The organism is Flavobacterium sp. JAS (genome assembly GCF_020991455.1).
Classification (GTDB): Bacteria; Bacteroidota; Bacteroidia; order Flavobacteriales; family Flavobacteriaceae; genus Flavobacterium.
In genome coordinates, this window is sequence record NZ_JAJMOX010000010.1 from 154,781 (window position 1) to 168,489 (window position 13,709).

Consider the following 13,709-nt stretch of genomic DNA (forward strand, 5'->3'; position numbering starts at 1 on the left):
GCTATGAAATCAAAAACTAAAATTTTCACCATTACTTTATTATTGATGTTTTGCTTTTCGAAAGCGCAATTTGTAAAACATCACGGACAGCTAAGTGTACTCGGAACTCAATTAGTAGATAAAGATAATAATCCGATTGTATTAAGAGGAATGAGTTTTGGCTGGCACAGTATGTGGCCCAGGTTTTATAATGAGAAAGCGGTTAGTTGGTTAAAAAAAGATTTCAATTGTAATGTAGTGCGCGCCGCAATGGGAGTTGAGTTAGGAGAATGGGCTTATTTGAAAGAACCACAATTCTCAAAAGAAAAAATCGAAGCAGTTGTAAACGCAGCAATAAAATCAGATATCTATGTAATTATCGATTGGCACAGTCATAATATAAATCTTGAGGAGGCTAAAGCTTTTTTTGCTGAGATGTCTAAAAAGTATGGCAAGTATCCCAATATAATCTACGAAGTTTTTAATGAACCTGATTACGAATCCTGGTCAGAAGTTAAGGCTTATGCCGAGGATGTAATTAAGGTTATTAGAGAGAATGATCCAAATAATATTATTTTGGTTGGTTCACCGCATTGGGATCAGGATGTCAATCTTCCGGCCGAAGACCCAATTCGAGGATACCATAATATAATGTACACGATGCATTTTTATGCGGCCACACATGGAAAAGAATTAAGAGACAAAACTGATGATGCTATAAAAAGCGGTTTGCCAATTTTTATTTCGGAATCCGCAGGAATGGAAGCGTCCGGTGATGGGCCATTAAATAGAAAAGCGTGGCAGGAATATATTGATTGGATGGAAGCCAGAAAACTTAGCTGGATAACCTGGTCAGTTTCTGATAAAGACGAATCATGTTCTATTTTAAAAAAATCAGCAAAATCAGAAGGGAAATGGAAAGAGGAAGATTTGAAAGAATCAGGAATTATGGTTCGTGAGTTTTTAAGAAAATACAATACGCAAGAGTAGAGAATATTATTTTCTATTTTAAAAAAGCTTGTTCAGTTTTGAGCAGGCTTTTTTTTGTTTTTATTGTAAAGTTTTTGTTTTTGATTTAAGAATTATATTGAATGTTTAAGGTATGTTTGGAGACTTTTAAAGATTTATTTTTGTAGGAATTTTGAGCTTTTTGAAGAAAAGGTTTTATTGGGAATAAAATGTGAGGCGCATAATTTATTTTTAGTGTAATTTTTATAATACCCCTATTTTTTAAAGGGGTTGTATTTTTTAAATGACATTTTATGGTTATTTTTTGGTTGTTTGTTGATGTGTTTTGACTGTTAACCCTTTTGAAAATGTATTTTTTGATAAAAATGCGTTGTGGAATTTTTAAAAATAAAACCGTATTAATGTCAAATCACGATTATTGAGAAGTTAATTTTTGTAATCCATAATTCTTTCCAAAAAACATCAAAAAAATAGATTTCGATTCTTGTACTGATACAAAAGTTAATAAATTCGCTAATGAAAATGAAGAGATTTAGGGGGCAAATAAGAGGTTTTAAAAGTGACTTGTACTATTAGATAGATATATAAAAGATTAACTAACCAAAATCAATTAATAACCAAAAACCAATTAAAAATGAAAAAAGTATTACACATTTTTGCCGCGATGTTAACAAGTTCTTTTGCCTTTGCCCAAGATGATACTGAAACACCGGTATCGCCAGCAACCACTTGGGGCGGGTCAGCAGATGCTTATTATAAATATGATTTTTCGAAACAAATGAACGGATTGACGAGCTTTACCAACTCTCAGGATTCATTTGAACTAGGAATGGCTTCAGTTCAAGCCGGTCATACTTTTGGGAAAGCTTCTGTTTTTGTAGACTTAGGATTCGGAAAAAGAGCGGGAGAATTTTCATATAATGAAACAACAGATAAAGATATTTATTCTAAATTTTTAATAAAACAATTGTTCTTTACTTATCAAATTACCGATAAATTTAAGGTAGTAGCGGGTAGTTTCGGAACACACATCGGATATGAAGTATTAGACGCTATAGGAAATAAAAACTACAGTATGTCTTATGCATTTTCATACGGGCCGTTCTTTAATACAGGGGTAAAAGCCCAATATACATCAGGCAAATTTACCGCTATGTTTGGTATCACAAATCCTACTGATTTTAAATCGGCAATGGATGCAGGTTCTAGCCAAAAAACATACATAGGGCAAGTTGGATATGTGGGAGAAACAGGAAGTGCTTACTTGAATTTTACATCAGGAAGTACGAATCCTACTCCTGGAACTTTGGTAGTGCCATCTGATGAAAATAAAACACAAATTGATTTTGTGGCATCAAAAACAGTAACAGATGCTTTTTCTTTAGGATTTAATGCAACTTATGCTAAAACTAAAAATGATTTTGATAGTGATTTAGATGGTGATTGGTTTTCATTAGTAGGATATGCTAATTATGCTTTCAAGCCATCTTTGAGCTTGGCATACAGAATGGAATATTTTGATGCTAAAGATGCTGCAGCAAGTTTAGGAACAGTTGCCGGAACTAGTGTTTTTGCAAACACAGTTTCGTTAAATTATAAAGTTGGAAAACTAACCATAATTCCTGAGTTAAGATACGACGCAGCATCAGAAGATGTTTTTCTGGACAAAGATGCTAATCCAACAGGAGGATCATTCTTCGGATTAATTGCTACAACATACTCTTTCTAGAGATAAAGATTGATATTTTTTTTTTTTTTGGGAGCTGTCGAAACATATTAATGTTTTGGCAGCTTTTTTATTTGGGAGAGTTTGTTATTTTTTTTGCCACGAATTACACGAATTTACGCTAATTTCTTTCATGTATAGCTTAGCAGCAGTTTATAAAACGAGCATTACGTAGAGAGGCATAGCAGTGCATCTTTTTTTTTGCTACAGATTAAAAGATTAGAAGGTTTTTTTACCACGAATTACATGAAGTTATGTGTAAAGTTTCGTTGTAGCCTATAAAAACTAACATAAAAAATTAGTGAAAATTAGTGTAATTCGTGACAACTTTATAAATGCATGACATCTTTATATGTAGATAGGCTATTGTTTATATAAAAAAACGCATTTCCGGAAATCCAAAAATGCGTTTATTATATTTTGTGTGAGATATTTTTTTACTGAATTTGTTTCTTGTAAATGGAGTACATAGTATCAATTGTTTTTCGATCTAAAACAGACGTTACATCAGTTTGAATATAATGTAATTTGAAAGCCATAATTGCAGCCGAAAGATTCTTAGTATTATAACCAATAATTCTTAAAGCCTGTTCGATTTTAAAATCAAAGGGAGCCTCTTCAAGAACCTCGTCCGGCCAGATACCAAATCCTTTTTCAGCAAGAGTTTTCCAAGGAAATAAAGCGCTTGGATCTTGTTTTCTGCCAGGAGCAATATCTGAATGACCTAAAATGTTTTGTGTTGGAATATTGTAATCTTTTTTCAATTTAGTCAAAAGAGCTACTAAACTGCTAATTTGTGCCTCTGTAAAAGGTTTAAAACCATTGTTGTCAAGCTCAATCCCAATGGAGCAAGAATTCAAATCAGTATTTTTTCCCCAAGTCGATGCGCCGGCATGCCATGCTCTTAAATAATCATTCAGCATTTGCACCACTTTTCCGTTTTCAGAAATCACGTAATGAGCGCTTACCTGAGTTTTAGTCTTGGTAAAAGTCTTAATAGTCTGTTGTATAGAATCTTGTGCAGTATGATGCAGGATAATAAAGCTAGGTTTTCTTAAATTAAAATTTACTGTTCCTATCCATTCCGTATTTATACCATTTAATAAAGCCGTTGATCCGGTTTTTGATAAAGTATCTTTTACAATCCCTAATTGAGATGCATAGGAAGTATCAATAACAACAGGAGGTATGGCAGGAATTGTCTGAGGATCTTTGCTTGTAATTTGATTTTCTAAATTTTTAAGCTGTTGATCGTAAACTTTTTCAGTGTTTTTATAAGGATTTGTAGAGCAAGAAGTAATAATAATTGCTAAAATCAGATAACAAAAATGTTTTTTTGACATGGTTACTTAGATTTTTAAGATAGGTTCAAACAATTATTCTGCGGCTTTTGTAGCTTCTGTGCTTTCTTTAACAACTTCTTTTGAATCTTTAATGTCTTTATCTTTTTTCTTTTTTGATTTCTTAATTTCTTTAAAATTGCTCATAAAAGCAGTATACTTTTCTACTTGATCAGGATTTAAAAAAGCTGTTACTTTTTTAGTTGTACTTTCTCTTAATGCTTTAATTTGTTCCATTTTTTGATCCTGGCTGCTGCTTTCGCTTTTCAAAAGAATTCCTTGTTCTCTCAAACTGTCTGCAAAAACGTTTGTAATTGCAATTGCCTGAAGTTCATCAAGATTTACTTCCGGTTTCATTTGTTCTACAATTTTAGCTGCAGTTTCTTCAACAGGAATTTCTTTAGGCTTGCTTTGTCCTTGTGGTTGTTGACCCGGAACCATACTTCTGTCCATTCCGCTTCTTCCGCCGCCATATCCGCCACCGCCATAACCACCGCCTCCGTAACCATTATTATATCCATTTCCGTATTGAGCCGAAACAGAATTGAAACAGAATATGGTAAAAACCAATAGGAAAAAAGATTGTGTAGGTTTCATAATAATGTTTTTATCTAAAATTGATAATTGTTTAGCGTAAATTTAAGCAGGTTCTCCGTATAAATCAAATTCTGTAGCCTCAATTATTCTTATATTAACAAATTCACCAGTTTTTACGTAATGTTTAGACGCATCGATCAAAACTTCGTTGTCAACATCAGGGCTATCAAACTCAGTTCTACCCACAAAATGTGCGCCTTCTTTTCTGTCAATGATACATTTGTATACTTGTCCTACTTTTTCCTGATTTAAATCCCATGAAATTTGAGATTGTAATTCCATGATTTCGTTAGCTCTTGCTTGTTTAACATCATCCGGAACATCATCTTCCAATAAATAAGCGTGCGTATTTTCTTCATGAGAATAAGCAAAACATCCCATTCTGTCAAATTTCATTTCCTGAACAAAATCTTTCAAAATTTCAAAATCTTCCTGAGTTTCACCTGGATATCCAACGATCAAAGTTGTTCTGATTGCCATTCCCGGAACTGCAGCACGAAAATCTTTTAATAACTGAGTAGTTTTAGCCTGAGTTGTACCACGACGCATAGATTTCAAAATAGAATCTGAAATATGCTGCAACGGAATATCAATATAATTACAAATCTTAGGCTCGCGTTTCATTACTTCCAAAACATCCATTGGGAAACCAGTAGGGAAGGCATAATGCAAACGAATCCATTCAATACCTTCAACTTTTACCAAAGCTTCAAGAAGTTCAGCAAGATTTCTCTTTTTATAAATATCAAGACCGTAATAAGTTAAATCCTGTGCAATTAAGATTAATTCTTTAACGCCATTTTTTGCTAAACCTTCAGTTTCTTTAATTAATTTCTCAATAGATTGCGAAACGTGTTTTCCACGCATAAGCGGAATAGCGCAAAAACTGCAAGGTCTGTCGCAACCTTCGGCAATTTTTAAATAAGCGTAGTTTTTCGGAGTTGTTGTCAAACGTTCTCCTAATAATTCATGTTTATAGTCGGCACCTAATGCTTTCAATAGCTGAGGTAACTCAGTTGTACCAAAATACTGATCTACATTCGGAATTTCTTTTTCTAAGTCTGGTCTGTAACGTTCAGATAAACATCCGGTAACAAAAACCTTATCTACAAGTCCTTTTTCTTTTTTGTCTGCATATTCCAAAATCATATTTACTGACTCCGCTTTAGCATTATCAATAAAACCACAAGTGTTGATTACGATAATGTTTCCTTCCTCAGCTGCAGGGGCCTCATGTTGAACTTCTTTTCCGTTTGCACGAAGCTGACCCATCAAAACTTCACTGTCATATACATTTTTCGAACACCCAAGAGTGATTACGTTAATTTTGTTCTTTTTTAAAGACTTGGTTCTCATACTTTTATAAATTGGAGTGCAAAATTACACTTTTTTATTCAAACACCGCTTGTTTCCGTTTCTTTTAGATGTTTTTTATGAAGCTAATCCCGCTGTCCGTTATATCTTTTCCTTGCTAAAGGAGCAAGAAAAAGGATGTCACTCCCATCGGGGCTAAAAAAAATCCGTCAAGTAAGACCTGACGGAAATTTCAATTCATCTATTTGTTCTTAATTACAATTCAAATAATAAAGTCAAAGAAACATTGTTTAGTTTCGATGTAATGTTAGCTCCATCTGTAAATCCTCTGTCAAAAAATCCCTGATTTGATTTTCTTTCCATATAAGAATACGCTAAATCTACTTTGGTAGCTCCAAAATTATATCCTAAACCTCCAGAATAGCTATTTAAATCTCCAATTGTAGTTCCGTTTTTATAAGGGCTTCCTTCAAAACGATAGCCGCCACGCAGGCTTAATTGTTTTATTTTGTATTCAGCTCCAACTCTTAATTCTCCATTGCTGGTTAATTGATTGCTGATATCATTGTTGACACCTCTAAAACCTGAATCACTCGTTGGTTTGTATTTCGTGTTTCCATAATCTTTAATAGAATAATCAACGCTAATTAAACCAGATTTTCCAAATACATACGCAGCACTAAATGTTGTTTTTCCAGGAGTTTGTAGTGTATAGGATTTGTAAACGTTTACAATATTCGGGTTAACCGAATTGTTTATTGGCTGTCCTCCGCTAGCTTGTGTTGTTGTATATAAGCTTTGTGAAACTTCGTCATATAGATCGTACCAAGTGTTTGATTCGTAAGCTAAACCAAGTCTAAATGATTCAGTAACTTTCGCAATAGCTCCCAGTTGAAAAGAGAATCCATTTCCGTAAGTATATAAGTCATTATTGAAACGTAAACTTGATATAGTTTCAGTTGGCTGAAGCGGATTGTCATTGTCTTCGTAGAAGCTTGACGATCTTCTATAATCAAGAATATGAACGTTTAAGTTTGCTCCTAGATATAATCTGTCTTTAAATGAAGTTGCAATATTAAAACTTGCTTTGCTATTGTATCCGTTTGTGTAAACTTGGTTTTCGTGGTAATAATTACCTCCGGCAGGTACATTAGAAATGTATTGTGTGTTGCCAGGGGTATTGTTAACAGGGTTTATTACGTATCCTTTATATCCAAAATATGCTTGTTGCTCGTCATAAAATTGATCTCTATAAGGAATTCCTGTTATATCGCCTAAAGGTATTCCATTGGCATACGATAAAAAGTAATTATCTATAGAGTTTGTTGGATTTGTTCCGGCAGAAAAAACACTGTTGTCAAAGTTTTTTGTGTTTTCATAAGTTGCTCCAATAGCAATTTTTTTCCAATTATTATTAGGGTTGTGATCATGAAAAACAAAAACACCGCCGGCTTGGTTTAATATAAATGAATTATCCTTGTTGCTGGTTTGAGTGCCAAAATAGTTAGAGTTGTTTTTCGTATTTTGATTGCTAAAAGTAACTCCAAGCTGATTGTTAGAAAATATCGCAGATCCTGCAGGATTGACAGTAATGGCAGATAAATCTCCTCCAACGGCTCCAAAAGCACCGCTCATGGCTCTGAATCGTGCTGTTCCGGTTATGTTGTCTTGTGCATAGCGAATAGCATCAGATACTTCTTGAGAATGTGAGACGCTGACAGTTAGTCCTGTAATTAGTAGGAAGAATATTTTTTTCATTTTAGGTAAGATTTAGTTTGATTTTTCGATTTGTGAAATGTGGGGAAGAAATTATCTTCTTCCGCCACCACCTCCGCCACCGTACGATCTTCCGCCACCGCCTCCTCCGCCGCCAGATGATCTCATGCTTCCGCCTCCACCGCTATTCATAGAGCGAGATGGGCTAGGAGAGTAGCTTCTGGATGAGCTGCTGTTGTTATTGTAGTTGTAGCTTCTGTTTGTGTTAGCATTGCTGCTAGATCTTCTGTTGCTATAATCGGTACTATTATATTGAGTGCTTGAGCCTCTTCTGTTTGAAAAATTAGGACTAGAGTTATATGTTCTTCCGTTTACAGAAGAGCTTCTTCTGTAATCAGTATAACCATTTGATCTATTTGTTGTATAGTCTCTTCTGTTTGTTGTGTAATTTCTATTGGTGTAGTTTCTGTCTGTGCTATAGCTTCCTCTATTGCTGTAGTTTCTGTTGTAACCATAGTTTCTTCCGCTATAATAAGCAGCAGATCCTCTTCTTCCATAACTATAAGCATAGTTATTGTATCCGTAGTAAGGTCTGTAATAACCTGGGTAGCCCCATCCGCCTCCCCAATATCCTGGGTATCCCCAAGCATATCCAGGGTAACCCCAGTAACCTCCATAGCCCCATCCATAATAAGGATATCCAAAACCAAAACCGAATCCTATTGACCAGGTTGGATCAGAATAAACATTAACGGATACTTCAGAGTTGCTGCTTCCCCAAGCCGGGTAAGCTTTAGCGGTAGTTTGAGTACTGTCGCTTTCTGCATAATTGCCATAACTGTCAACATCTGTAAAAATTTCAGTTGGCTGATTGTCATCTTGCAATGATCTAAAGTAGTCTTTATATTGGTTATTTGTATTGGTGGTAGTAGTTTGAGCATACATTCTTTGTGAGCCACCATATACACCGTCGTTGTCAGCGTATGATGTATTTTGGTAAGAACCACACGATGCTAGTAGAAAACTCAATAATCCAATTAAGTAAAAATGACTTGAGTTTTGACGAAGAGTAATAGAAGTTTTCATATCTGTCGTGTTTTTTATTGTTGCACATTACAAAAATAGTTAGTTTTGTCAAACTATTTAGTTAAAATTAATAAAACAAAATTTGTGCCAAACTATTCAATATGAGTAAGAACCTCACTACAAGATCAGAAGATTATTCGAAATGGTATAATGAACTGGTTGTAAAAGCAGATCTAGCCGAGAACTCAGGAGTTAGAGGATGTATGGTTATTAAACCTTACGGATATGCTATTTGGGAAAAAATGCAGGCGGAGTTAGATAGAATGTTTAAAGAAACAGGACATCAAAATGCATACTTTCCTTTATTCGTGCCGAAAAGCATGTTTGAGGCGGAAGAAAAAAATGCAGAAGGATTTGCAAAAGAATGTGCTATTGTAACGCATTATAGATTAAAAAATGATCCGGATAAACCCGGAAAACTTATGGTTGACCCAAATGCTAAGTTGGAGGAAGAGCTTATTGTTCGACCTACGAGTGAGGCAATTATTTGGTCTACTTATAAAGGATGGGTACAATCGTATAGAGATTTACCATTGTTGATTAATCAATGGGCAAATGTGGTACGTTGGGAAATGCGTACGCGTTTGTTTTTAAGAACTGCAGAATTTTTATGGCAGGAAGGGCATACAGCTCACGCTACAAAAGCTGAAGCTATTGAGGAGTCTGAAAAAATGATGAATGTTTATGCAGATTTCGTTCAGGACTTTATGGCGATTCCGGTTGTAAAAGGTATTAAAACTGAAACAGAACGTTTTGCAGGTGCTGATGAAACTTATTGTATTGAAGCTTTAATGCAGGACGGAAAAGCATTGCAAGCGGGGACATCTCACTTTTTGGGGCAAAACTTCGCAAAAGCATTTGATGTGAAGTTCGCTAATGCCGAAGGAAAGCAAGAACATGTTTGGGGAACCTCTTGGGGAGTTTCTACCCGTTTGATGGGAGCGTTGGTTATGACACACTCAGATGATCAGGGATTAGTGTTGCCTCCTAATTTGGCGCCAATACAAGTTGTGATTGTTCCTATTTACAAAACGGATGAACAATTGGTTGAAATTACTGCTGCAGTTAATGATTTGACAGCAAAACTTAGAAAACTGAAGATTTCGGTTAAATATGACGACAGAACAACTCAAAAACCAGGATTCAAGTTTGCTGAATGGGAATTGAAAGGAGTTCCTGTTAGAATTGCTGTTGGTCCAAAAGATTTAGAAAATGGAACTTTTGAGGTTGCAAGACGTGATACATTGACAAAAGAAGTTGTTTCTGGTGAAGGAATCGTAAATTATATTAATGACTTGTTAGAACAGATTCAGGCGGATTTATTTAACAAAGCATTGGACTATCGTAATACTCATATTACTGAAGTAAATAGTTTTGAGGAATTTAAAGAAATTTTAGACGGTAAAGGAGGGTTTGTATCTGCACATTGGGATGGAACTGCTGCTACCGAAGAAAAGATAAAAGATTTGACAAAAGCTACGATTCGTTGCATTCCTTTGGATGCTGTTGAAGAGGCTGGAACCTGTGTGTTTACTGGTAATCCTTCTTCAAAAAGAGTGCTTTTTGCGAAGGCATATTAAAAATTTTTATTTTTTTTTGCATCAGGTATTGTACATCTTAAAAATAGTTGTATTTTTGCATCCGCATTAGAGAAGCAGGCCCGTTCGTCTATCGGTTAGGACGCATGGTTTTCATCCATGTAAGAGCGGTTCGATTCCGCTACGGGCTACTACTTTTTTACTGCAAAAATGTTCTTGAAATACTGAGAATTAAAATGGCCCGTTCGTCTATCGGTTAGGACGCATGGTTTTCATCCATGTAAGAGCGGTTCGATTCCGCTACGGGCTACAATTTCAATTTATTTTAAATTGAAGAAAACTTAGAAGAATTTGGTCTGTTCGTCTAGGGGTTAGGACTCCAGGCTTTCGTCCTGGTAACAGGGGTTCGATTCCCTTACAGACTACTGAATTAGTTGTAAATAAGTTTTGTAAAATAAAAATTGGTGTCTCGATTTTTGTTTTATTAGTTAAAACCAAAGTGATTGTTTTGTAATTGTGGGAGGTTTTTCTTTTTTAACTAGTATTTATAATAATTATTACATCTAAAATTAAAACAAAATGGCAAATCATAAGTCAGCATTAAAAAGAATCAGAAGTAACGAAAAAAGAAGAGTTCTTAACAGATATCAACATAAAACTACTCGTAACGCTATTAAAGCATTAAGATTAGCTACTGATAAAGCTGATGCTTCTTCAAAATTATCAACAGTTATTTCTATGATTGATAAATTAGCTAAAAAGAATATCATTCATGATAATAAAGCTTCTAACTTGAAGTCTAAATTAACTAAACATGTTGCTAAATTGTAATTAATTACAATTTCCTAAAAATATAAAAGTCCTCTTTTGAGGACTTTTCTTGTTTATATACTAAGGGTAAATTCTAAATAAAAAATGGATCAACGCTAAATATTGTGGGAAACGTAAAATATACTCACTAATTATTTTTTACCGCAGAGAACGCAAAGATTTTTATCTAAGAATGTCTTAGAAAGCGCAGAGTTCGCAAAGCTAAATCAATACAAAGCTTTGCGTCCCGATAGCTATCGGGATTGCCTTTTATAAAACCTAAGAGTAAAAAAAACTTAGCGTTCTCTGCGATAATTTTTTTTTCACAGGTTTTAGGATTGATCCTAAAAAAAATCCAAATTCCAATACTGATCGCTTAACTTAATCAAGCATCAAGATCGGAATTTGGAATTTTTTATTTGGAATTTATTCTGGACTAAATGTCAATTTTCTTTTTAAGGTATTCCAGCATAGGTTGTGTAATTGGCTTTGAAAGAAAATCAATTATTATAGGGTATTTTTTTGCTTTAGTTAAATCGTCCGGATCTATTGTAGAGGATAAAACAATGACATTGGCGGTTTTGTTGAATTCGGCGTAATCTGAAGAAGTAAAATGATCAAGAAACTCCCAACCTCCCATAACCGGCATGTTCAAATCTAGAAAAATCAGTTCAGGTTTCTTGTTGACTTTGTTTCTGTTGTTGGTGTATTTTAAGGTGTTGAAGTGATGAAGTGCTTCTTCTCCGTTTTGAGCAGTAATAATTTCATTCGAAAATTCGGATTTTGCAATTACTTTTTTGCATAACATCAACGTGATAGGGTCATCGTCAATGCACAGAATTTGCTCGAGCATGATTTTAATTTTTAAATGTTATTGTAAAGGTGGTGCCTTTGTTGACTTCACTGTCAATACTGATTGTTCCTCCCATGGTTTCAACCTGTGACTTTACAAGATACAAACCAAGTCCTTTGCTGTCTGGGTAATTGTGAAATCTTTGATATAGTCCAAAAACTTTATCACGATTTCTCTCTAGATCAATTCCAATTCCGTTGTCCTTAAAAGTTAATATTGCTTTGTGATCTATTTGTTCTGCAGTAATAGAAATTTTTAGTTTTCTGTTTTCTGACTTGTATTTTATTGAATTAGTAAGCAAATTTAGTAAAATGCTTTCAATATAAGCTTTGTTTGTGTTTAATAATGGGACCCTGTCAAATTTGAGTTTAATGATTGGCTTGTGTAATTCGATTTGAAAAGACAATTGGCTAAACACATTTTCGAAGACTTCTTTCAAAGAAACTTCTTCTTTTTGCATAGAAGGATTGTCTTTAATGATAATTACTTTTACCAGGTCGTTTATGGTTTCGTTTAATAAATGTGTTGATTTGGTAAAGCCGGTCAAAATTTCCTCAAGTTCTTCATTTTCTATCGGAATGTCATCGATAAGATTCAAAAGTCCTATTAGATTTGATAATGGAGCTCTTAAGTTGTGTGATGTAATATAGGAGAACTGTTTTAAGTCTTTGTTATTTTGTGTTAGTTCTCGGATTAAATGTTCTTTTTCGGTTTCTAGTTTTTTCTCATCTGTAATGTCTCTTTGTATAGAGATCCAGTGCGTAATGATGCCTTCATTATTGAAAATTGGAATCATAGAGAATCTTACCCAGTATTCTTCTTTTTTCTTGGTGTAGTTAATAGTTTCTATTAAGCACTCTTCTTCATTTTTTATAGCTCTTAAAAGTTTTTTTAATTCTTCTGAATCTGATTTAGGTCCTTTGAAAATATTTGGAGATTTTCCGATAATTTCATTAGACAGATATCCTGACATTTGAGAAAATGCCGGGTTCACATACACTATTTTAGGTATTTTACGATCTGCAGAATTTGCTTCTGTAATTAGAATAGAATCTTTAGATTGTGTAATTACGGTTTCTAAAAGTTTTAATCGTTGCTCTTCTTCTTTTTGTTTTGTAATATCCTGAATGGCTCCAATCATTCTGATGGCTCTTCCGTTTTCATCTTTTAATAAAAAACCTCGGTCTAAAACATACTTATAAGTTCCGTCTGCACATCTAAAGCGATATTGATCCTGCCATTTTTCGGTTTTTTGCTCAATAAAAGAGTATAATTTAATAGACATTCTGATACTGTCTTCCGGATGGATTTTGTCAAACCACCATTTAGATGTCTTTCCAACTTCAGCTGGATTATAACCAAAAACACCTTCGATTCCTTTGTTCCAGTTTATACGGTCTTCTTGAATTTTCCAGTCCCAAATTGTGTCACTTGTTGCTTTTGCTACAATGTCATATTTTTCGTTTGATTCTTTAATTTCTTCATTTGTGTGCTTTAATTTTTTGAAAACTGCAATATTTTTTTTCTCATTTTTAGATAGTATGTAATTGAAGAATAGAGCAGTACTTAATGTAAAAAAAAGATCTTTAAAGAAAAAAACTAAATAATATTCGGTCTTAGAAAAGTAAGTAGTAAGTATTTTATGACAGACAATCGCCATAAATAACGATATGATAATATAGACTAGAGTAATTTGGATAGTTTTACTTTTCATTACTCAAATATAGTTAAATTAAGTATAATTAAACAATAAGGAAAGTTCAAATTACACTTAAATTAAT

11 protein-coding genes and 3 tRNA genes are annotated in these 13,709 nt (G+C 34.0%); 7 read left to right on the forward strand and 7 right to left on the reverse strand.

What is annotated here, in order from left to right; translation table 11 throughout:
- The first annotated feature begins 3 nt into the window (after positions 1-3).
- Positions 4-969 (forward strand): glycoside hydrolase family 5 protein, encoded by a 966-nt coding sequence (locus LPB88_RS16370; RefSeq protein ID WP_230716723.1) that lies wholly within the window; start codon positions 4-6, stop codon positions 967-969.
- Positions 970-1,582: 613 nt separating this feature from the next.
- Positions 1,583-2,677, forward strand: coding sequence for an outer membrane beta-barrel protein (locus LPB88_RS16375; RefSeq protein WP_230716724.1), 1,095 nt, complete (start codon positions 1,583-1,585; stop codon positions 2,675-2,677).
- Between the two features lie 434 nt (positions 2,678-3,111).
- On the opposite strand, the gene LPB88_RS16380 is transcribed toward LPB88_RS16375, so the two are convergent.
- The 5 genes from LPB88_RS16380 to LPB88_RS16400 all read right to left on the reverse strand — a co-directional run bounded on the left by LPB88_RS16380 (position 3,112) and on the right by LPB88_RS16400 (position 8,727).
- On the reverse strand, positions 3,112-4,017 hold the full coding sequence (locus LPB88_RS16380) for an N-acetylmuramoyl-L-alanine amidase (protein ID WP_230716725.1): 906 nt from the start codon (positions 4,015-4,017) through the stop codon (positions 3,112-3,114).
- A gap of 33 nt (positions 4,018-4,050) precedes the next feature.
- Positions 4,051-4,611, reverse strand: a complete 561-nt coding sequence (locus tag LPB88_RS16385) for a hypothetical protein (RefSeq protein ID WP_230716726.1) — start codon at positions 4,609-4,611, stop codon at positions 4,051-4,053.
- A gap of 42 nt (positions 4,612-4,653) precedes the next feature.
- Complete coding sequence (rimO, locus tag LPB88_RS16390; protein ID WP_230716727.1) at positions 4,654-5,967, reverse strand: 30S ribosomal protein S12 methylthiotransferase RimO; 1,314 nt, start codon at positions 5,965-5,967, stop codon at positions 4,654-4,656.
- A 213-nt stretch (positions 5,968-6,180) separates the two neighbouring features.
- Positions 6,181-7,683 carry an OmpP1/FadL family transporter gene (locus LPB88_RS16395; RefSeq protein ID WP_230716728.1) on the reverse strand — a complete coding sequence of 501 codons (1,503 nt, stop codon included), beginning with the start codon at positions 7,681-7,683 and terminating at the stop codon, positions 6,181-6,183.
- Between the two features lie 51 nt (positions 7,684-7,734).
- Positions 7,735-8,727, reverse strand: coding sequence for a hypothetical protein (locus tag LPB88_RS16400; RefSeq protein WP_230716729.1), 993 nt, complete (start codon positions 8,725-8,727; stop codon positions 7,735-7,737).
- A gap of 101 nt (positions 8,728-8,828) precedes the next feature.
- On the opposite strand from LPB88_RS16400, the gene proS reads away from it, so the two are divergent.
- The 5 genes from proS to rpsT all read left to right on the forward strand — a co-directional run bounded on the left by proS (position 8,829) and on the right by rpsT (position 11,096).
- Positions 8,829-10,307, forward strand: a complete 1,479-nt coding sequence (gene proS / locus LPB88_RS16405; RefSeq protein ID WP_230716730.1) for a proline--tRNA ligase — start codon at positions 8,829-8,831, stop codon at positions 10,305-10,307.
- 77 nt (positions 10,308-10,384) lie between these two features.
- Positions 10,385-10,456, forward strand: a tRNA-Glu gene (locus LPB88_RS16410).
- A 47-nt stretch (positions 10,457-10,503) separates the two neighbouring features.
- Positions 10,504-10,575: transfer RNA gene (locus LPB88_RS16415), tRNA-Glu, on the forward strand.
- A gap of 43 nt (positions 10,576-10,618) precedes the next feature.
- Positions 10,619-10,690, forward strand: a tRNA-Glu gene (locus tag LPB88_RS16420).
- A 154-nt stretch (positions 10,691-10,844) separates the two neighbouring features.
- Positions 10,845-11,096, forward strand: coding sequence for a 30S ribosomal protein S20 (rpsT, locus tag LPB88_RS16425; RefSeq protein WP_017495211.1), 252 nt, complete (start codon positions 10,845-10,847; stop codon positions 11,094-11,096).
- Positions 11,097-11,511: 415 nt separating this feature from the next.
- Here rpsT and LPB88_RS16430 read toward each other — a convergent pair whose 3' ends face one another.
- Positions 11,512-11,928 carry a response regulator gene (locus LPB88_RS16430; protein WP_230716731.1) on the reverse strand — a complete coding sequence of 139 codons (417 nt, stop codon included), beginning with the start codon at positions 11,926-11,928 and terminating at the stop codon, positions 11,512-11,514.
- A gap of 4 nt (positions 11,929-11,932) precedes the next feature.
- Entirely contained in the window at positions 11,933-13,642 is a 1,710-nt protein-coding gene (locus LPB88_RS16435) for a PAS domain-containing sensor histidine kinase (protein WP_230716732.1), read from the reverse strand.
- Between the last annotated feature and the right edge of the window lie 67 nt (positions 13,643-13,709).

Excerpts from the sequence above, each read along its gene's own strand:
- LPB88_RS16370 (WP_230716723.1), top strand. The coding sequence starts at position 4 with ATGAAATCAAAAACTAAAATTTTCACCATTACTTTATTATTGATGTTT.
- LPB88_RS16375 (WP_230716724.1), top strand. The coding sequence starts at position 1,583 with ATGAAAAAAGTATTACACATTTTTGCCGCGATGTTAACAAGTTCTTTT.
- LPB88_RS16380 (WP_230716725.1), bottom strand. The coding sequence starts at position 4,017 with ATGTCAAAAAAACATTTTTGTTATCTGATTTTAGCAATTATTATTACT.
- LPB88_RS16385 (WP_230716726.1), bottom strand. The coding sequence starts at position 4,611 with ATGAAACCTACACAATCTTTTTTCCTATTGGTTTTTACCATATTCTGT.
- rimO (WP_230716727.1), bottom strand. The coding sequence starts at position 5,967 with ATGAGAACCAAGTCTTTAAAAAAGAACAAAATTAACGTAATCACTCTT.
- LPB88_RS16395 (WP_230716728.1), bottom strand. The coding sequence starts at position 7,683 with ATGAAAAAAATATTCTTCCTACTAATTACAGGACTAACTGTCAGCGTC.
- LPB88_RS16400 (WP_230716729.1), bottom strand. The coding sequence starts at position 8,727 with ATGAAAACTTCTATTACTCTTCGTCAAAACTCAAGTCATTTTTACTTA.
- proS (WP_230716730.1), top strand. The coding sequence starts at position 8,829 with ATGAGTAAGAACCTCACTACAAGATCAGAAGATTATTCGAAATGGTAT.
- rpsT (WP_017495211.1), top strand. The coding sequence starts at position 10,845 with ATGGCAAATCATAAGTCAGCATTAAAAAGAATCAGAAGTAACGAAAAA.
- LPB88_RS16430 (WP_230716731.1), bottom strand. The coding sequence starts at position 11,928 with ATGCTCGAGCAAATTCTGTGCATTGACGATGACCCTATCACGTTGATG.
- LPB88_RS16435 (WP_230716732.1), bottom strand. The coding sequence starts at position 13,642 with ATGAAAAGTAAAACTATCCAAATTACTCTAGTCTATATTATCATATCG.